The sequence below is a fragment of the Arthrobacter sp. 1088 genome, assembly GCF_031455315.1.
In the GTDB taxonomy this organism is placed as follows: Bacteria; Actinomycetota; Actinomycetes; order Actinomycetales; family Micrococcaceae; genus Arthrobacter.
Window position 1 is genome coordinate 334,026 of record NZ_JAVDSM010000006.1, and the last position, 18,437, is coordinate 352,462.

Annotated in this window: 16 protein-coding genes; 5 read left to right on the forward strand and 11 right to left on the reverse strand. The window is 64.0% G+C overall.

Annotated elements, in window-relative coordinates; genetic code table 11:
- Window positions 1-11: 11 nt before the first annotated feature.
- Both J2Y41_RS12135 and J2Y41_RS12140 read right to left on the reverse strand, forming a co-directional pair.
- Complete coding sequence (locus J2Y41_RS12135; RefSeq protein ID WP_309928637.1) at window positions 12-2,648, reverse strand: trehalase-like domain-containing protein; 2,637 nt, start codon at window positions 2,646-2,648, stop codon at window positions 12-14.
- A gap of 111 nt (window positions 2,649-2,759) precedes the next feature.
- Complete coding sequence (locus tag J2Y41_RS12140) at window positions 2,760-3,749, reverse strand: LLM class flavin-dependent oxidoreductase (RefSeq protein WP_224089414.1); 990 nt, start codon at window positions 3,747-3,749, stop codon at window positions 2,760-2,762.
- Between the two features lie 282 nt (window positions 3,750-4,031).
- Between J2Y41_RS12140 and J2Y41_RS12145 the strand changes: the two genes are divergently transcribed.
- The gene (locus tag J2Y41_RS12145; RefSeq protein WP_309928638.1) at window positions 4,032-5,015 is read left to right on the forward strand and encodes an ABC transporter substrate-binding protein; all 984 of its coding nucleotides are present in this window, start codon (window positions 4,032-4,034) and stop codon (window positions 5,013-5,015) included.
- A gap of 90 nt (window positions 5,016-5,105) precedes the next feature.
- Here the strand turns inward: J2Y41_RS12145 and J2Y41_RS12150 are convergent, their stop codons facing one another.
- Window positions 5,106-6,035: a threonine/serine dehydratase gene (locus tag J2Y41_RS12150; protein WP_309928639.1), complete on the reverse strand. Its 930-nt coding sequence runs from the start codon at window positions 6,033-6,035 to the stop codon at window positions 5,106-5,108.
- A 111-nt stretch (window positions 6,036-6,146) separates the two neighbouring features.
- A complete protein-coding gene (locus tag J2Y41_RS12155; protein ID WP_224089420.1) occupies window positions 6,147-7,028 on the reverse strand; it encodes a helix-turn-helix transcriptional regulator in 882 nt (293 codons plus the stop codon).
- Window positions 7,029-7,236: 208 nt separating this feature from the next.
- Between J2Y41_RS12155 and J2Y41_RS12160 the strand changes: the two genes are divergently transcribed.
- The 3 genes from J2Y41_RS12160 to J2Y41_RS12170 all read left to right on the forward strand — a co-directional run bounded on the left by J2Y41_RS12160 (window position 7,237) and on the right by J2Y41_RS12170 (window position 9,849).
- On the forward strand, window positions 7,237-8,118 hold the full coding sequence (locus J2Y41_RS12160; RefSeq protein ID WP_309928641.1) for an aldo/keto reductase: 882 nt from the start codon (window positions 7,237-7,239) through the stop codon (window positions 8,116-8,118).
- A 21-nt stretch (window positions 8,119-8,139) separates the two neighbouring features.
- Window positions 8,140-8,580, forward strand: coding sequence for a GNAT family N-acetyltransferase (locus J2Y41_RS12165; RefSeq protein WP_224089423.1), 441 nt, complete (start codon window positions 8,140-8,142; stop codon window positions 8,578-8,580).
- Window positions 8,581-8,652: 72 nt separating this feature from the next.
- Window positions 8,653-9,849, forward strand: a complete 1,197-nt coding sequence (locus J2Y41_RS12170) for a VCBS repeat-containing protein (RefSeq protein WP_309928644.1) — start codon at window positions 8,653-8,655, stop codon at window positions 9,847-9,849.
- 13 nt (window positions 9,850-9,862) lie between these two features.
- On the opposite strand, the gene J2Y41_RS12175 is transcribed toward J2Y41_RS12170, so the two are convergent.
- The 7 genes from J2Y41_RS12175 to J2Y41_RS12205 all read right to left on the reverse strand — a co-directional run bounded on the left by J2Y41_RS12175 (window position 9,863) and on the right by J2Y41_RS12205 (window position 16,206).
- Window positions 9,863-10,006: a hypothetical protein gene (locus J2Y41_RS12175; RefSeq protein ID WP_309928645.1), complete on the reverse strand. Its 144-nt coding sequence runs from the start codon at window positions 10,004-10,006 to the stop codon at window positions 9,863-9,865.
- A 17-nt stretch (window positions 10,007-10,023) separates the two neighbouring features.
- On the reverse strand, window positions 10,024-11,376 hold the full coding sequence (locus J2Y41_RS12180) for an NtaA/DmoA family FMN-dependent monooxygenase (RefSeq protein ID WP_309928647.1): 1,353 nt from the start codon (window positions 11,374-11,376) through the stop codon (window positions 10,024-10,026).
- A 9-nt stretch (window positions 11,377-11,385) separates the two neighbouring features.
- Window positions 11,386-12,453 carry an LLM class flavin-dependent oxidoreductase gene (locus tag J2Y41_RS12185; RefSeq protein WP_309928648.1) on the reverse strand — a complete coding sequence of 356 codons (1,068 nt, stop codon included), beginning with the start codon at window positions 12,451-12,453 and terminating at the stop codon, window positions 11,386-11,388.
- Window positions 12,450-13,283: a DUF1684 domain-containing protein gene (locus tag J2Y41_RS12190; protein WP_309928650.1), complete on the reverse strand. Its 834-nt coding sequence runs from the start codon at window positions 13,281-13,283 to the stop codon at window positions 12,450-12,452. Before J2Y41_RS12190 ends, J2Y41_RS12185 begins: the two co-directional genes overlap by 4 nt.
- A 66-nt stretch (window positions 13,284-13,349) precedes the next feature.
- The gene (locus J2Y41_RS12195) at window positions 13,350-14,342 is read right to left on the reverse strand and encodes an ABC transporter substrate-binding protein (protein WP_309928652.1); all 993 of its coding nucleotides are present in this window, start codon (window positions 14,340-14,342) and stop codon (window positions 13,350-13,352) included.
- Between the two features lie 8 nt (window positions 14,343-14,350).
- Complete coding sequence (locus J2Y41_RS12200) at window positions 14,351-15,244, reverse strand: amino acid ABC transporter ATP-binding protein (protein ID WP_309928653.1); 894 nt, start codon at window positions 15,242-15,244, stop codon at window positions 14,351-14,353.
- The gene (locus J2Y41_RS12205) at window positions 15,241-16,206 is read right to left on the reverse strand and encodes an amino acid ABC transporter permease (protein WP_309928655.1); all 966 of its coding nucleotides are present in this window, start codon (window positions 16,204-16,206) and stop codon (window positions 15,241-15,243) included. The genes J2Y41_RS12200 and J2Y41_RS12205 overlap by 4 nt, the downstream gene beginning before the upstream one ends.
- A gap of 265 nt (window positions 16,207-16,471) precedes the next feature.
- Between J2Y41_RS12205 and J2Y41_RS12210 the strand changes: the two genes are divergently transcribed.
- Window positions 16,472-18,418, forward strand: a complete 1,947-nt coding sequence (locus tag J2Y41_RS12210; protein WP_309928656.1) for an FAD/NAD(P)-binding protein — start codon at window positions 16,472-16,474, stop codon at window positions 18,416-18,418.
- Window positions 18,419-18,437 lie beyond the last annotated feature (19 nt).

The window sequence follows — 18,437 nt, forward strand, 5'->3', positions numbered from 1 at the left end:
ACTCAGTTGGGCTACTCCACGTCTGCGCTGGCCAGGTAATGGTCCAGGAGCTGTGCACACCGGATGAAGCCCAGGTGCGAGTACGCCTGCGGGTGGTTCCCCAGGTGCGTTTCCGAGGCAGGATCGTACTCCTCCGGCAGCAGGCCAGTAGGACCGAACAAAGCCACCAGCTGGTTGAACAGCTCCAGGGCATCGTCCAAGCGGCCAACAGCAAGGTACGCCTCGATCAGCCAGGTGGTACAGATGTGGAAGCCGCCCTCCAAACCCGGCAGGCCGTCGTCGTACCTGTACCTAAAGACGGTGGGACCCACGCGCAATTCGCGCTCAACAGCCGTTACGGTATCCAGGAACCGCTGGTCCTGGACATCCAGCAGGCCGGACAAGCCGATATGGAGCACTGCGGCATCCAGGTCGGGGCTGTCGTACGCCACGGTGTAGGACCGTGCGGATTCGTCCCAGCCCTTCCGCAGGACTTCCTTCCGGATCCTGGCGGCTGTCGGCGCCCAGTCCTCGTGTGGCACACGACCATGCAAAGCAGCAGCCCGCAAGGCCCTGTCCAGCGTCACCCAACACATGACCTTGGTGTAAACGTGGTGCCGTGGCGGTCGACGCGCTTCCCAGATTCCGTGGTCCGGCTCGTGCCAGCGGGCAATGACGGCGTGGGCCATCTGCTCCATCAGGAACCAATGCTCATCCGGCAGGTACCCGCGCCGCTCGCCAAGATCATGAATCAGCTCGGCAATCGGCCCGAAGACGTCCAGCTGCACCTGGTGGTCCGCAGCGTTCCCGATCCTCACCGGACGCGAACCGGCGTAGCCTGGAAGGCTCTCGACGATCGCTTCCGTGGACAGCGGGGCACCGGTCACCGAGTACAGCGGGTGGAGCCACTCCGGCCCGGGCGCAGTTTCCAGGATGCGGCCAAGCCAACGAAGGAACCCGTCGGCCTCCTCTGTGGAACCCAAGCTCACCAAGGAATTTACGGTCATGGACCCGTCGCGAAGCCAGCAATACCGGTAGTCCCAGTTGCGCGTCCCGCCAATTCCCTCCGGCAGGGAAGTAGTTGGCGCCGCAAGGACAGCACCCGTGGGCTCATGCACCAGCGACCTCAGAACCAGCGCCGAGCGTCGCACCAGCGCGGTCTTGATGGTGGGCAGCTGCAGCGTCCTGACCCACTCCCGGGCAGACTGCCCGACGGCGGCACGCCGCGCCGGCTCTCCAACCGGGTCCGCGGGTGGCGGCTCTGTGTCTCCGCAGCGCAGGTTCAGCACAACGGGACCATATTGCAGCGGCACTTCCGCGGTGGCAGTGGCGTACCTGCCGTCGCTGGTGAGCTGGAAGGCAACCCCGGGCGCCGAGAGGATGATGGGATCCGAGGTGCCCATGATGTGGACTTCCTCGCCGCGGATCTCCATGCTGAACGGGGCAGTGGCATAGTCCGGCCGGGGCGCGAACACTATCCGGGCCGTGCCCGTGCCGGACAGAACACGGACCAGGCTGGTGATGCCTTCAGGCGCGGGCTCAAGATAGTCCGTCACCGTGACGTCGGCCCAACGGGTCTCCACGATCATGGTGTTGTCCACATAGCGCTGGGCGAGTACCTGCGAGGGTTTGACTGGCTCGATGCTGAAGTGGCCTGCCGGCTCTCCGCCCAGGATATGGGCAAACAGGGACCCGGAATCCGGCAGGGGGTGGGTCATCCAGCAAACCTTGGCGTCAGGGGTGAGCAACGCCGTCGACGTGCCATTCCCGATCATCGAATGCCGCTCGAGCCCCACGGCGTCCTCGCCGAACAGCCACGCCCGCCGCAGTTCGAACAACAAAGCCAGCACACGTGCAAAGGCTTCCGGGTCCGGAATGGTGTGTGCCGCCGTCGTACTCCCGGGCCCGACGTGAAGGCCCAAGTCAGGGCCGCGCAAAGTGGCGAGCGCCTTTTCGTCGCTTTCGGCGTCGCCCGCGTAAAGGGCAGCGCTCACACCCAGGCGCGAGCGAAGCTGCTCCAGGGCCTGGCCCTTGGCCGGTTCCTCAACGGTAAGGTCCAGCACGGAGCCGTCGATGATGAAGTAGAGCCCGTACTCAATGGCAATCTGCTGGGAACGGAAGATGACGCGTTCCACCACTTCCGGCGTCGCGGGCCGGGTGTGGACAGCAACGCCCACCGGCTTGCGGACGATGCTGATGCCCTTCTCGAAGGCGACCGCTTCAGTCAATGCCGTGGCCACCTGCTGGAGCAGGGTTTCCGTGGCCAAGGACAGGGTGTACGCATAGCCCATGTCGAACTCCACGCCGTGGGAGCCCACCAAATGAACCTCTGCCGGCAACCTGGACACCGCAGCAAGGTCGCGCAATGACCGGCCGGAAATGATGGCCGTATGCGTATTGGGAAGTGCTGCGAGCGCACGGAGAGCCACAGCGGCACTGTCCAGGGGCAGGGTCTCGGTGGAGGTCCCTTCAGCTGAGCAAAGGGTGCCGCCATAGTTGCACGCCACCAGCAGGCCCGGGACACGCGCAATGGCCCTAAGCTCCGCCATCAACTGCGGTGTGATGCCCTGCTGAGCGTCCGTCCGGAGCAAGGTGCGGAGCAGACCAAGCGGCAGCGAGTTCATCAGCAGCGCGGAGTCTGCGGCTGATTGGTTTAAGGGCGTAGGCATAGCGGATCCTTCCACTGCAGATAGCTATAGTCTCCGCCTGTGGAGTTACCGCGTCATGCCTGAATCATTGCAAATGCGTAAAGCTTTCGAATTTATTTTCGACGCCCGCCCTTACGCGCTGACAAGCCCCGCAACTTCGGCAACCAGTTCCACCGACCGCAGGCGTTCCTGCGTGCCAATGCTCTGGTGGGCAACGATGAGTTCGTCCGCATCGGCGTGCTTCGCGAACTCGTCAAGGTAGTCGCGCACAACGTCCGGCGTGCCGACTGCGGAGTACTTCATCATTTGGGAAATGTGCTGGCCTTGCGGGGAATCCAGGACCATATCCGCTTCGTCATCCGTGAACTGCCGGCCGCCGCCAAAGAACAACGAGACACGGGCCCGCTTCACGGCGAGGTGGATCGCCTGGGCCTCGGCATTGCTGTCCGCTGCAGTGACGTTAACCCCTGCGATCACGTGCGGTTCGGACAACTGTTCCGAGGGCTTGAAGTCCCTGCGGTAAATGGCCACGGCATCCTGCAAGGCGGCAGGCGCGAAGTGCGAAGCGAAGGCGTAGGGCAGCCCAAGCTGCGCAGCCAGCTGTGCTCCAAAGAGCGAGGAACCCAGGATGTACAGCGGCACGTTGGTGCCCTTGCCCGGCGTCGCTTCGACTCCCTGGATGCGGGTGGGTCCGGTGAGGTAGCCCTGCAGTTCCAGGACATCCTGCGGGAAGGCATCCGAGGACGTATGGTCGCGGCGAAGCGCACGCATGGTGTTCTGGTCACTACCCGGGGCGCGGCCAAGGCCCAGATCGATGCGTCCCGGGTGCAGGGTCTCCAAGGTGCCGAACTGCTCGGCAATGGTCAACGGCGAGTGGTTCGGAAGCATGACGCCACCTGCACCAAGCCGGATGGTGTTGGTGTGGGCGGCGACGTGAGCGATCAGCACGCTTGTAGCCGAGGAAGCGATGGCTGACATGTTGTGGTGCTCGGCGTACCAGACCCGGCGATAGCCCAGCTCTTCGGCCTTCTGCGCCATGGCCACGCTGCCGGCGAGGCTTTCCGCCACGGTCTGGCCCTTTCCGATGGTTGCCAGGTCCAGGATGGAAAGAGGAACAGTCACGGGGATGCCTTTCGGTACGTTTCGCGGCACCCGCACTGTTGGTTGGCGGGCACTCTAGCGACAACGACGGCGGTCCCCGGCTTATTTCTGTGAGTTGCGTCGCGCAGGGCTTCTTCCGGTTTCCGCCGAAGCGTTTGTGACCTCGTTCGACTCCCGATTAACCGCAATTACCCCCTGTATCCCAACGTTTCAGAATGCTTTGACCGCGTTCCCGCCCTGCTGGATAGTTGCAGCCACAAGTACGCATCTGACGTCCCAGTGAGGGATAAATAAGGGGAAACCATGGCACGTTTTGCAGCCAAGACCGGCCTGGCCGCGGCGCTGGCCGCTACGGCCCTACTGGGGCTCGCCGCCTGCTCGGATCCGGGCGCGACGGCGGCGACAGCACCGTCGTCGGGCTCTTCTTCAAGCGCCGCCTCCAAAGACTTCAACCTGTCGCCCGAACAGGACCGCATCAAGGTGACCGTTGACTCCGCAGCCGCGGCCCTGGTTCCGGAGGCCATCAAGGCCGATGGCAAACTGACGGTGGCCTCAACCGGTGGAACCCCACCGCTGAGCCTGTTCGCTACGGACAACAAGACGCTGATCGGCAACGAGGTTGACCTCGCGTACGCCATCGGCGAGAGCCTTGGCCTGCAGGTTGAAGTGCTGCCGGTGGCATGGGCCGACTGGCCCCTCGGCGTCGAGTCGGGCAAGTATGAGGCCGTCCTCTCCAACGTCACGGTCACCGAAGCACGCAAGGAAAAGTTCGATTTTGCGACCTACCGCAATGACCTCCTGGGCTTCTATGCCAAGGCCGATTCGGATATTTCAGAGGTCAAGGAAGCCAAGGACGTCGCCGGCAAGCGCGTGATCGTCGGTTCAGGCACCAACCAGGAAGCGATCCTGGTGCGCTGGGACGAGGAGAACAAGAAGAACGGCTTGAAGCCGGTTGAGTTCCAGTATTACGACGACGACTCCGCCTCCCAGCTCGCCCTCCAGTCGGGCCGCGCGGACCTGACGTTCGGGCCCAACGCCTCCGCAGCCTATAAGGCAGCGAAAGATGGCAAGACCAAGGAAGTGGGCACGCTCAACGGCGGCTGGCCACTGAAGGCTGAGATTGCGTTCACCACCAAGAAGGACAACGGCCTTGCTGCGGCTGCGCAGGCGGCGATCAACCACCTCATCAAGGACGGCAGCTACGGCAAGATCCTGGACCGTTGGGGCCTGTCCTCCGAGGCCATCCCTGCGTCCGAACTGAACCCGGCAGGCCTGCCCAAAAAGTAGGAACCGCTGTGGCAGGGCAGACCTGCCGACGTCGAATCCCCGCCGGACACCAACCGGCGGGGATTCTTGCGCCGGACGCCCTGTACTGTCCTAGAAGTGCGCGGGATCCGTATTGGCCCCGCAGAGAATGACGGCGACAGTCTCGCCGTCCTTGGGAACGTACGCTCCCGAGAGCAGGGCGGCGTAGGCTGCAGCCGCTCCATGTTCCACCACCATTCGGTACTCCTCCCACAGCTTGCGGCGGGCCTGGACAATGTCTTCGTCGCTGACCAGCACGCTCTGCACGCCCGTGCGACGGGCAACGCCGAATCCGATCTCGCCAATTCGCCGTGCGCCCAGGGAGTCCGCGGCGATCCCGGAGACCGCCACATCCACAGGCTCTCCCTTGGCCAAGGCGGTGTGCAGCGTGGGAACCGTCTCAGGCTCGACGCCCACCACATGGGCCCGGCCTTCAACCGCGGCGGCAATGCCGCCCATCAACCCACCGCCGCCTACGGCAACCAGGATGGTATCGACGTCGGGCAGTTCGTCCAGCAGTTCCAGGCCAACGCCACCTGCGCCGGCCACGATCTCGGGCTGGTCATAGGCATGGCAATAGATCGCCCCGGATTCCTCGGCGAACTTCACGGCTGCAGCGTAGGCCTCGGCGTACTCAGAACCTCCTTGGACCACCCGGGCCCCGCTGGCGAACAACTTGTGGACCTTGGCGGCGGGCGCGGCCTCGGGGACGAACACGGTGGCAGGAACTCCGAGCTTGGACGCCGCGTAGGCGTTGGCCAAGCCCGCATTGCCGCCGGACGCCACCACAATGCCAACCTCCGGGTTCAGTTCGCCGTTCTCCCCCGCCGTGAGCAAGCGGTTGAAGGCGCCCCGGGCTTTGAACGTTCCCGTGTGCTGCATGTACTCGCACTTGAACCACAGGTGATACGGCTCCTGGTTGCCGCTCTCAACCACCGGTGTGTGCCGTACCCAGCCTGCCGTCCGTGAGTATGCTGCTTCTACTTCTTCACGTGTGACCATCGTGTGCTGCACCTTTCGTCCGTCTCATCCTATGGTCCGGGCGGATCATCCTATGGTCCGGGCGGACGCCTGCCCTGCGACCCCGCAGAATGGTCAGCACTGTTGACGGGTTCATTTCTTCTCGTTAACTGCCGCTTCCGTAGTTTCGCGTTGCGTCGCTACCCAGCTGGCGAGGACTTTCAGGGCGTCCTCTGAGGTGGTGTTGGGGTCGGCGGTATAGACGTTGATCCTCAGCCCCGGGTCTGCGGGCAGCTCAAGGGCTTCAAAGGTGAGATCCAGGTCCCCCACCACAGGGTGGTGCAGCCGTTTGCGCCCAGTGCGGTGATACTTCACATCGTGCCGGGCCCAGCGGATGCGGAATTCTTCGCTGCGGGTGGAGAGTTCACCAATCAGGTCCGTGAGGTCCTTGTCGTAGGGATTTTTCCCTGCAGTTGAGCGCAGAACCGCGACTATGTCATCAGCTGCCCGTTCCCAGTCGGCGAAGAACTCCCGGGCTTTGGGATTCAGGAACGTGAAGCGTGCACTGTTGGGCGGCTTGGTTTCTTCGGCCATCAAATCCATGTACAGGGCGTTGCCCAGCTCGTTGGCGGCCAGGACGTCCCCGCGGTCGTTGCGTACCCAGGCCGGCGCAGCGGTGATGGCGTCAATGACGCGCTGGACACTGGGCCTCACTGTTTGTGGGCTGCGCTTGCGCCTCACCCGGGGAGCTGCGGTGGCAGCGCGGGCCAAGTCGTAAAGGTGGGCGGTCTCCGCGTCGTCGAGCTTCAATGCCCGGCCAAGTGCTTCAAGGACACTGTCCGAGGCGCCGGAAAGGTTTCCCCGCTCAAGGCGGATGTAGTAGTCGATACTCATGCCGGCGAGCATCGCGACCTCCTCGCGGCGCAGCCCCGCTACCCGCCGGTTGCCACCGTACGCGGGAAGCCCGGCCTCCTCAGGGGTGATCCTTGCGCGGCGGGAGGTCAGGAACTTCCGCACATCATCGCTGTGTGTCATGCCCTCCACGCTACGCCGCGGCTCCCAGGCGAGGGAGGCTCTGGCGTTACCCGGAACCCACCAGGCCCCACTTCAAGGGGGTAATGGCATGCACTCCCACGGAATCTCCGCCCGGTGTTGACTGGAAATACGCCCACACGGTGAAGCACACAAAGTGCCCGTCCACACCTAACAAACCCGTCCACACGCAACGACAGGAACAGGCAACATGAACATCACACTCAATAACGGCGTCGCTATGCCCGCACTTGGCCTGGGCGTCTTCCAAAGCGCCCCCAAAGAAACGACGGCGGCAGTGGAGGTCGCGCTTGCCACCGGCTACCGGCACATCGACACTGCCGCAGCCTACGGTAATGAGCGCGAGGTAGGCGAAGGCATCCGCAAGTCCGGCCTGGAGAGGTCGGAGGTCTTCATCGAGACAAAGGTCTGGGTCAGCGACTACGGCTACGAGCAGACCCTGCACGCATGGGACAAAGCTGTGGGAAAGCTCGGCGTCGAGTCCTTGGACCTGCTCATTCTGCACCAGCCTGCTCCAGACAGGTTCGAGAAAACCATCGCTGCCTACAAAGCGCTGGAGACATTGCTTTCTGATGGCCGCGTCCGGGCGATCGGTGTCAGCAACTTCATGCCGCACCACCTGAAGGAGCTCCTCGCGGCCACCGACGTTGTTCCTGCGGTGAACCAGATTGAACTGCACCCGTACTTCACCCAGCCGGACGTTCAGGCTGCGGATGCCGAACATGGCATCCTGACCCAGGCGTGGTCACCGATCGGCGGGATCACGTTCTACCCGGGGTGGGGCGAGGAACGCAGGAACGTCATGGACGATCCCACGCTTGCCGGCATTGCGCAGGCCCACAGCAAGAGCCCGGCTCAGGTCATGCTGCGCTGGCACCTGCAACAGGGCCGCTCCGCCATTCCGAAGTCGACCAACCCGTCACGGATCGCCGGGAACTTCGATGTGTTCAACTTTGAACTCAGCGTTGAAGAACTCGCAGCCATCGACGCCCTCGACACGGGCAACCGCAACGGCCCGGACCCGGACATAGCCCGGGAAGAGCGCTTTGCCATGGTCATCCCCGAAGCCTGATCGCCCCATAGGCTTGTTCGCATGGCTGACTTCGTCCTCCGTCCCTGTGTAGCTTCCGACGCCGCGTGGATCGCCGAGCTCCGCGCAGTGGTGATGCGTCCGGATTTGGAACGGCTCGGGCGATTCGATCCCGTCCGTGTCCGCGAGCGCTTCCTCAACAGCTTCCAGCCGGAGCACACCTACGTGATCCATACGGGCGGTGTGGATGCCGGGGTTATTGCGGTTCGCCCGGAGCCAGATGCGCGGTGGATTGAACACTTCTACGTGGCCCCGGCACATCAGGGTAAAGGACTCGGGGGTGCCGTGCTCCGGCATGTCATGGCAGCCTCCGTGGACGAGAGGCCCTTCCGCCTGGACGTTCTGCAAGGAAGCCCCGCCCGGCGGCTTTATGAACGCCACGGCTTCGTGCTGGAATCCGAGGATCCCGTCGACGTCTTCATGATGGCCACAGCCAGCCCCTGACTGAACCAACGCAATGCGGTAGCCTCAGCACAAACCTATGCACGATCGCTGCTGTCTTCTGGGGGGGGAACAATGGGGATAAATCGAGCGCGGGCTTGGACGCTTGCAAGCGCTGCTGCGATAGCTCTGGCAGCCACGGTGGCCGGGACAGGGCCCGCTACGGCGGACTACCAGCCAACACCCATCATCGACGGCGTCCCTTACGTAGGTGCGGAGCTCCGCCGACAGTACGACTACAGCTATTGGGGTTGCCGGAATCCGGACGGAACGTCTGATGCCATTACTTTGGAATGGCTCCGCGACGGCGAGCCACTCCCGGAGGAACGGCAAGGAGACACTCTGCGGATCCTGCCGGAAGACCTGGGCAGCCGTATCTCCATGCGTGTTCATCCCCTCACGCCAGGGAACCAGGGTTGCCCGACAGGGACGCAGCTGAGCAGCGAAACGCAGCCCATCAAGGCTTCCAGCAGGGCCATGGGGTGGACGGGGCGCGGCAACTTTGAACCCCTTGCCCGCACCTACGACGGCAGGCTCATCCTTTACCCGCGGACGTACACCTATTACAAGGGCGCCTGCGAGGGGCCGTGCCCGTCGTACTGGGGTTCCTGGGACGAACACCGGCAGGTAGGCCAAGGGTGGAACGTCTTTGACATTGTCTTCTCCCCCGGCGACTTTGACGGCGACGGGTACAACGACCTCCTGGGCAGGGACTCCGCCGGAAAGCTCTTCCTTTACCCTGGCGACGGTGAAGGTGGCTGGCTTGCCCGGGAACAGGTTGGCCAAGGATGGGGCATCTTCGACGCCATCGTAGGCCCGGGCGACTTCAATGGCGACGGTACCAACGATGTGCTGGCACGCGATGCCGCAGGCGGTCTGTTCCTCTACCCGGGGGACGGCGAAGGCGGCTGGCTTCCCCGGGAACAGGTCGGGTGGGGCTGGCAGGTCATGAACAAAATCATCACCGGCGGCGATATGAACGCCGACGGGGGCGTAGATATATTCGGCCGCGACCAAAATGGCTATCTGCGCCAATACCCCACTGACGGCGAAGGCAGCTGGGAGGAACCTGTCTGGCTTGGCACTGGTTGGCAGACGTTCTCCGAGGTGGCCGGGCTTGGAAGCTCCGGCCACACGAAGTACAACGAACTCGTCGCCGTTGACGCGAATGGCGACCTCATCACCTATGCCACTGGCGCCTCAACCACAGGCATGTATGGCCCCTACGGCCCCATCGGCACGGGGTGGGATGTGTTCAAGGCGCTTCTCTGAACACAAGTGGCGGCTAGAGCGGCTGCCCCCACACAGCCAACTGCAAACTGACGTTCCCCCGCGAGACGTCGACGACGGCGGCACCCGCCTCGCCGCCGTCGGGCGCTGTTTCACGGTGGCCCGGCTGGAACCCGAGCCACCGCACCAGCTTCTTCATCGGCAATCCTGACGTCATCAGACCTGCACCGGCTCGTCCGAACGCACCGGCGTCTCCAGCCCCAGGTTTTCGCGAAGCGTGGTGCCGCGGTATTCCGTGGGGTAGACGCCGCGTTCCTGAAGTTCGGGCACCAGGTGGTTCACGATGTCGTCCAAGCCGGTGGGGATGAGCCACGGCGAGATGTTGAACCCGTCCACCGCGCCGACGCGGGCGAACTGGGCGAGGTGATCGGCGACGGCGGTGTAGGAACCGGTGAAGGTAGCGTCCACCCGTGCGGTGCGGGAGGTGACGAACTGGCGGATTGAGAGGCCCTTGTCCTTGGCCTCGGCACGCCACTGGTCTGCAAGCTGCCGGGCCTTCGCACCGTGGAAGCCACTGCCGCGGGTCTCCGAGGTCTCCTCGACTACAGGATCAATCTCCGGGAGGGGACCATCGGGATCGTACTCAGTAAGCTCGCGGCCCCAGAACTGCTCCAGGTAGGCGATCGCTTGCTGCGGACCAATCTGGAGGCTGCGAACCCAGGCCTTTTTCTCCTGCGCTTCCCGGTCAGTGGCGGCCAGGATGAACTCGCTGGCCGGCATGATCTGCACGGCGTTGGCCCCACGGCCCGCATCGACCGAGCGCGCCACGATGTCGCGCCGGAATTCCACGGCGTCGTCGAACTTGGGGTGGGCCGAGAAAATCACATCTGCCTGGCGGGCTGCAAAGTTCCGGCCTTCCGGGGAGTCTCCGGCTTGGAACAGCACGGGCCGGTACTGGGCGCTCCGCGGCAATCGTGGGCTGACGTCCACCGTGTAGTGCTGGCCTTCGTGAAGCACCCGGCGAGCCGGTCCGGCAGAAGTCTCCCACGAGTCCCAAATACGCTTGGCCGTTTCGACGAACGCTTCGGCATGCTTGTAGCGGTCGGCGTGGTCGAGGTATCCCCCTCGACGGAAATTGGCTCCGGTCCACGCGTTGTCCGTGGTGACCACGTTCCACGCGGCACGGCCACCGGAGATCAGGTCCAGCGAGGACAATCGATGCGCGAGGTCCGCGGGATCGTTGTACGTGGTGTTTTGCGTGGCAACCAGCCCGATGTTCGTGGTCACCGCGGCCAGGGCGGCGAGCATTGTTTGAGCGTCAGGACGGCCCACTACGTCCAGGGCGTGCGGCCGTCCGAGGTGTTCGCGGAGGCGCAGACCTTCGCCGAGGAAGAACGCCGCGAACTTTCCGCGCTCGGCGGTCTGGACGATGTGGCGGAAGGATTCGAAGTCGGTTTGCGAACCCGATTCGGGGGCCTTCCAGATAGTGCCGGAGTTGACGCCCTGGAAGAAGATCCCGAACTGGATCTGCCCACTCGGTTGGAAAATAGCACGGTTGTGCTGTGTCATGGTGATCCCTTACTTTCCGGCGGCAGCAGCGGCCGCGGCAGACGTCGAGTAGCGGTTCACTGCGCGTCCAAGGCCCAGCAGCCCACGGAACGTTCCGTCCTGGATCGGCGCACGCAGAGACCCGCGGCGCCTCAGTTCGGGCAGGACCAGCCGCGCAAGTTCGTCCAACTCGACGGCGAGCGACGCCGGGTGGAGTCGGACGCCGTCGGCCTCCTTGAGGAGCGAATCGAGGTAGTCGGTGAGACCGGCTGCCGAGCCGACGAAACGCGCCCTGCCGTCGTCCTGTGAGGTGTCCGACCGCGACGCCGCAGCCTGCCCCCGCGAGTCGAGGACGACGTCGAGCTCCGCGACAATCGCGACGGAAGCACCAAGCCGGGCCCGCACATGGCGAACCTCGGCGGCGAGCAGTTCGGGCGTCGGAGCAGACACCAGCACAGCGTCCACGGCATCCACCGGAACCTGACCGTCACCCACCAGGGACGCAGCGGCCAGAACCGGCAACTGACCCTGCAGGGGCCTGGGGATGATGGACGGGCCCTTCACGGAATAGCCGGGACCAGCGAAATCGGCGGGCGTTTCGAAGTCCACGTAGTGGAGCTTGTCGACGTCGATGTACCGTCCCGTGGCGACGTCGCGGATGACGGCGTCGTCCTCCCAGGAATCCCACAACCGGCGGCCAACCTCAATGGACGCGGCAGCTTCCTGGGCGAGCGCGTCACCTTCAACGAAGGAACGCCCGACGGCGGCAGCAGCCTCGGGTGCCTCCGCTGCGGTGGCGATCCAGCCGGCCCGGCCCCCGGACACGTAGTCCAGGCTCGCGAGCTGCGTGGAAATGTGGAAGGGCTCCGTATAGACGGTGTCCACTTCCGGAACCAGGGCGATATTCCTGGTGACGGGCCCGGCGTAGGCTGCACGCTGGAGAGCATTGACCCTCCCCGGGACCGGCGCATCCGCGAAGGTGGCCACGTGGAAGCCGGCTGACTCGGCGGCCAGGACAGCCCGGGCGAGGTCCTCATACCCGGCGCCGTCGAGTTCGATAGCCAGGAACCCGGCCGTGTGTTCTTCGAAAGTACTCACTTCTGGTCCTGCCGTTCGTAAGGGATCTTCTCGCCGGCTTCGATGGCTACGGGCAGTCGGTTTTCCGCGGGCGGAAGCGGGCACGTGGCGAGATCGGTGTAAGCGCACGGCAGGTTGACGGCGCGGTTGAAATCGAGCTGCACGGTGCCATCGGCTGCAGGAACCACGGACAGCGAGCGGTTGGCCGCATACGTGGTTTTGCCCGACGTCTGGTCTGTGAACAGTACGGACAGCGAGCCCGGCGCGTGGCCGTTGAATGCCGTCAGAGCCAATTCCTGTCCGGCGAGTTTGAACCGGATCTCACCCGGTGCCTCGTAGACGTGCTGGATACCCTCGACGGCGGCACCCACGGTTGTGGGGCGGGGGGCCTCGAACGGCACGAACGTACCGGCCACGGCGAACGCCGTGTCGGGTGCATAAGCGGGTGTACCTTGGTACTCCCGCAAGAGGGCATTCGACGGGTTCCGCGGCCGCACGATGTACTCGCCGCCCCTCTTGGCTACCTCGATCACGGTATCGCCGGAAACCAGGTTGATGCCGCCGCGTTCCTCGATCGGGCCGAACTCCAGCGATTTACCTGCGTCGGGCTTGAGTTCAACACCGTCCTGCTGCAGGCTTTCGCCGGGCTCCAGGACAACCCGTACGACGTCGGCTTCCGCGCACCACGTGCCGGGGACGCCTTCCAACCGGGTCGGGTTGCTGTCCAGCCAGTGCAGGTGGGTCACGGCGAGAAAGCCGTGCGGGTGGGCACGGTGGCGTTCATGGGCGGAATGCCACTCCTGCCACTCCTCGGCAAAGGCCTCGAGTGCTGTTTCAGTGTGCGTAGGCATATTGGAGTCGCTCCTGTTCAAGGCGTGGTCTGCGGTGATGGTTGCTGATATCCAGGACCTGGAAAGTCACTTGCCGGTCCCAAAGGTTGTTTCAGTGACGGTCTTGGACTCCGGCAAGGCTTCTTCAGAAAGGCCCCAACGTTCCAGGACCTTGCCGTAGGAGCCGTCCTTGATGGTGGAGTTGAGGGCGTCCGTGATGGCTGGGGCCAGCCCGTTGCCCTTGAGTGTGGTGGCCGCAACTAGGGTCTCGGAAGGCCAGCCGGCGTTGACCTTGCCCACCACCTTGAGGTCGTCGCGGGTGTTCTCGCGGTAGGTCACGGACGGGTAGGGCGCCAGGTTCAGGTCGGTGCGGCCGGAGGACAACGCCAGGATGGTGTCGGCGTCGGACGAGTAGTACTGCAACGTGGCAGGCGCCTTGCCTTTGGCTTCCAGCTCCTTGTTCCAGGCGAGGAGGATTTTCTCCTGGTTGGTGCCCGAGCCCACGGAGATTTTCAGCCCGGAAATATCGTCCGAGCCCTTGATGTCGTAGCTCGAGCTCTTCTTTGCTTCAAAGCCCATGTAGGCGGCCCGGTAGGTGGAGAAATCGAACAGCTTCACGCGGGCGGCGTTGATGCCCACGTTGGAGAACACGGCCTCGAAATCGCCCGACTGGGTCTTGAGCGGCCAGTTCTCCCACGACGTCACCTGCAGGTCCAGGTCCAGGCCCAGTTTGTCTGCCACGAGTTGGGCGATGTCCACTTCCACGCCGATCGGCGTCTTGTCATCCGTGGCGTGGAAGGACAGCGGTATTGAACCCGCCGTGGTGGCCACCGTCAGCTTGCCGTCCTTGGCGATGGACGCCGGAACATTTGCGGCAGCGGCAGTATCTTTCTCCGCGCGGATACGGTTCTGGTCCACAGAAGTGTTGTAAACGATGCCGTTCTTTGCGGCTTCAGATTCCGGTTTGGCTGCCGACGCCCCAGGATCGGAGCACCCTGCAAGCGCGGGAAGTACGACGGCGGGAAGTACAGCGAGCGCCAGGAGCTTGCTTTTGTTGGTGGCGAGGGTCTTGCGAAGCATGGGGTGTCCTAGATGTTGAAAGCTGGTTCGATGACTTTGGAGAAGAAGCTGCGCGTGCGCTCTTCGCGGGGGTTGCCGAAGATTTCCTGCGGCGTGCCGGACTCGACGATTTGCCCCTGGTCCATGAAGACCACGGTGTCTGCGACATCCCGTGCAAAGCCCATCTCATGGGTCACGATGATCAGCGTGGTCCCGGACTTGGCCAGCTCACGGATCACGTCCAGGACTTCGTTGACGAGTTCGGGGTCCAACGCCGAGGTTGGCTCGTCGAAGAGGAGGATCCTGGGGTCGAGCGCGAGTGCCCGGGCAATGGCAACGCGCTGCTGCTGGCCACCCGAGAGCTGCCTGGGATAAGCGTCGGCGCGGTCTTTCAGACCCACCCGATCCAACAGCTCCAACGCGCGCTTCCTGGCTTCCACCTTGGAACGCTTTTGGGCCACCACGGGTGCTTCGGCGACGTTCTCCAGCGCGGTGAGATGCGGGAACAGGTTGAAGTTCTGGAACACCATGCCGATGTTGGTGCGCTGCTTCAGGATGTCCTTCTCGCGTAGTTTGTGGAGCTTGTTGCCACGGACCTGGTAACCCACCAGCTCGCCGTCGATGGTGATGTAGCCGCCGTCCACCTTTTCCAGGTGGTTGATGGTTCGCAGCAGGGTGGACTTGCCGGAACCCGACGGGCCAACGATCACGGCTACGCCTCCGGGCGGAACGGACAATGAAACACCTTTGAGGACCTCGGTGGCACCGAATGACTTACGGACGTTGGTGATGTGCACCTGGCCGCGGGTGGCCTTCTTGTCCGCCGAGGCGGGCCGGGCCGCCGTCGTGCTTGCAGGAGCGCCGGCGGGAGCTGCCTTTCCCGTCGTCGTCGTGGATTCTTTGCGTGCGGCGATGATGCTCATCGGGCGTCCTTTGTGGGTGAAACAGCTACGTGGGTGGCGAAGAACTTCCGGGCCTTCTGCAACGGGGTGAGCGGGAGGTTGCGTACCGCGCCCTTGGAGAAGTGGCGTTCGATGTAGTACTGGAAGACGCTCAGCACAGAGGTGATCACCACGTACCAGAGTGTGGCGACAAGGAGCAGTGGCAGCACCTGCTGGGTCCGGTTGTAGATGACCTGGACCGTGTAGAACAGCTCGGAGTAGGCCAGTACGTAGACAATCGAGGTGCCCTTGACCAGGCCGATGATCTCGTTGAAGGCGTTGGGCAGGATGGCCCGCATGGCTTGGGGCAGAACGATCCGGGTGTTGCGCTGCCACGCCGGTATGCCCAGGGCCGCCGCAGCCTCGAGCTGGCCCTGGTCCACTGACAGGATGCCGCCTCGAATGATCTCCGCGGAGTAAGCCGCCTGGTTCAGGGTGAGGCCCAGGACCGCGGCTGCGAACTGGCTGATGAGCGTGGTGGTCTGGGCCTCGAAAAAGCGGACGTCCGTGAAAGGGATGCCCAGGCTGATCTTTTCGTAGAGATAGCCGAGGTTGTACCAAAGCAGGAGCTGGACCAGCAGCGGCGTGGAGCGGAAGATCCACGAGAACGTCCAGGACACCGAAACCAGCAGCGGCGAAGCGGAGAGGCGCATGAGGGCGAGGATGAAACCCAGGACGAAACCCAATACGCCTGAGATCGCCGTGAGCTTCAAGGTCTCCAGCAGCCCGTTGACCACGGACTGGGCGGTGAACCATTCGGCCACCACTCCCCATTCCCAGCGCGGATTGGTAACCAGGGACCAAATAATGGCGGCGACGCCAGCGGCCACCAGGACAGTACCCACCCATCGCCATGGATGCCGGGCCGGGACGAGCTTGTAGTGGGAGTAGTCCGCGGTGGGCGGTGCGGTTTCCGCCGTGGCAGGCGGTGCTGTTGCACTCATGCGCCACCTCGTTTCAGATCGGTTGTTGACTATCGGATGGCTGCCAATCTAGGGGCGCCAGGGAGGCCCGGCAAGGCAGAAATTTGTACTTCTTCACTGGACTTAGTGCAGGTTCACGGGACTTCACGCAGCGCCATATGAGACCGGACTTTGCGCTGCTTAACGTCTGATGACGCGGGGTGAACGGCCGTTACCCGCTCCTCGACCGCGGCGGCACCGCCTCCCTAGATTGGGCTGCACCACCCGATGTTCTTCAGGAGATCCCATGCCGTCACGAGTTCCCGCTATCGCCTTCATCGGCGGCGGCCCGCGCACGGCCGGCGTCCTGGAAAGACTGGCCGCGAGCCGGCCAAGGTTGTTCCAAGGCCCGTTGCACATCCACGTCGTGGAGCCGTATGAGCCAGGCTCCGGGAGGATCTGGCGCTATGACCAGAGCCCGGGCCTGCTGCTGAACTCCACCGCGGCGGACGTCACCATGTTCACCGACGCATCCGTGGCGTGCGATGGTCCTCCCGTCGATGGGCCCGGCCTCGCAACGTGGGCGGCAGGTGTGCTGGACGGCAGCATCCGCGATGTCCCTGCGCTGGAGCCCCACTTGCTGGCACAACTCCGTTCGCTCACACCTTCTTCATTTCCGACGCGGCAGCTCCAAAGCAAATATCTTGAGTGGTTCTTCCGTCGGTCAGTCACCGCTCTGGGACCCGAGGTATCGGTAACGGTCCACCGGGACACGGCTACCGCCGTCGAGCGTTCTTCCGATGCCGGCGGCGGGACCGACGCCGGTGCGCACCACGTGCGGTTGGCTTCCGGCGCCGAGGTGCTGGCCGACGTCGTGGTTTACGCCCTGGGCCATACGGACTCGTTGCCGGATGACGAGTCCGCCCGCCTCACCGATTTCGCTGCCCGCCACGGTGGGTTCCATGCGCCGCCGTCGTACACAACGGACGTGGACTACTCAGGGATTGAAGCCGGGCAGGACGTGATCGTGTCCGGAATGGGGCTCGCGTTCGTCGACCTGTTGGTGCTGTTGTTCGAAGGCCGCGGCGGCCGCTTCGAGGAAGAGCCCGACGGCGAACTCGAGTATGTGCCATCCGGCGCCGAACCGCGGCTCTGGGTAGGTTCACGACGCGGCGTGCCGTACCACTCCAAGATTTCCTCCGTTGTGCGTGGCGAGCCGATCGCACGTCCGCGGTACTTCACTGGCGAGGCTGTTGATGCGTTATTGGCTGGCCATCAGGAACTCGACTTCCGCTCACAACTGTGGCCCTTGATCGCGAAGGACGCCGGTTATGCCTACTATCGCGAGCTCTTCACGGGCTACCCGTCGCGGGTTTTGGGGACGTGGGCCAGCTTCGAGAAGAGGTTCGATGCCTTGGACTGGTACAGCGCTGCCCGGGAAGAGCTGGTTGCCTTCTCCGTCCCTGATCCCGCGCTGCGGTTGGACCTGGAGGCCTTGGACCACCCACTGAGCGGTTGCGCGTTTGCGGACCATGAGGCCGTGCAGCGCTCGGTGGCCGCGTACATCCAACACGATCTCGACCTCCGAACCAGCCCCGACCATTCCGAAACACTCGCACTCTTCACCGCTTTGTTGCTCGTCTACATGGACCTTGGGCGGTTGGTCCCGCAGGATCGGCTCAATGCACGCTCCCAACAGGCGATCCACGGCTGGTGGCACGGCTTCTTCAGCTTCGTGGATTCCGGGCCGCCGTCACACCGTCTCCGTGAAATGCTCGCGCTGCACCGGGCCGGGTTCCTGAAGTTCCTGGGGCCGGGCATGTGGGTGCGCACCGACGAATCAACGGGCCGGTTTGTTGCCGGCTCATTCCAGTCACCCGTGGTGGTGGATGCCTCGGCGTACATCGAGGCACGGTTGCCGTCAGCGTCCGTGGAACGTTCGGCGAATCCCGCCTTGGCAGACCTGCACGACGCCGGATGGGGCACCGAGCAGAGGCTGCTTACCTCCGAAGGTGCGCACTCCACGGGCAAACTTCTGGTTTCCGGGAATCACCAGGTCCTGTCACCTGTTGGTACAGCACAGGACACTTTGTTTGCGGTGGGACCGTGGACGTCGGGCTGGGGCGCGGGAGCATTTGCCCGCCCCAACACCAACGCGGCACCCTTCCGGGAAAACGACGCGTTGGCCCGAAGGATCCTGGGCACCCTCGCGGCGACTACCCACCCAACTGAGTCGCAGTTAAGCGCGTTTTGACCGCCCAAAACGAGCTCAG